The sequence below is a fragment of the Oxobacter pfennigii genome (assembly GCF_001317355.1).
GTDB classification, from domain to species: domain Bacteria; phylum Bacillota; class Clostridia; order Clostridiales; family Oxobacteraceae; genus Oxobacter; species Oxobacter pfennigii.
On sequence record NZ_LKET01000058.1, the window covers coordinates 1 to 788 of the forward strand.

1 protein-coding gene is annotated in these 788 nt (G+C 34.5%); it reads right to left on the bottom strand.

The window, feature by feature from the left end; all coding sequences use genetic code 11:
- Positions 1–9: 9 nt before the first annotated feature.
- Positions 10–788 (bottom strand): transposase (locus tag OXPF_RS18670; protein ID WP_054876739.1); only part of this gene is annotated, 779 nt, incomplete at its 5' end.

Below are 788 nucleotides of genomic sequence, written 5' to 3' on the forward strand. Positions count from 1 at the left end.
GGTTCATCCTTAATTATCCGTTATACCAGGTTTTTGCAACATCATTTTTGCACTTAATAACGAGATGTTACACCGTCCATACATTGTCCGTTTTATCATCTTGAGTTTATTGTTTGTACCTTCAACAAATCCATTGCTGTAATTGTATGCTACTGCATTTTCAACAGCCTCCATATCCCTGCTTAAGCCATTAGCAAAAGACTTGATTTCGGTTAATTCGCTGTTCATATAACCTTCAATAAATAAGTAAAGCAATGGAATGCTCTTAAGTTCAAGAATTTTACGGAATTCTCTGATGCACTTCTGTATCTTATGCAGTATCGGATATTCCTCAAATATGAATCCTTTGTGATTGGTAGTCAACTCGGTATTCATCCATAAGTGATTAAATACGCCATTTCTTGTAATATAATCACATTCCCTTCCTATAGAACCTGTCCTATATTTAAGAGCCTCTGTCATTGTTCTGACATATGGTTGTGGCTCAAATTTTTTATTATATTCTCGTTCTATTTTTTTAAGATAGTCAAATGCATTCGTCATTCCGCCGTCATATCCTTGTTCGTATATAGCTTTAACAGTTTTACTCTTACTAAGGCCATTATTTAGACATTGCATAATATAATCCCGATAAACATCCAACTTACTTTGGCGAATTCCATATTGATAGAGTAACTTAGGATCGCCTGTTTTATATTTGCTTACTGTATTTCTGCCAATACCAAGTCTCCTAGCTATTTCACGATTACTACAGCCTTCTTGACTGTATTTTTGTACCTGGAGAATAA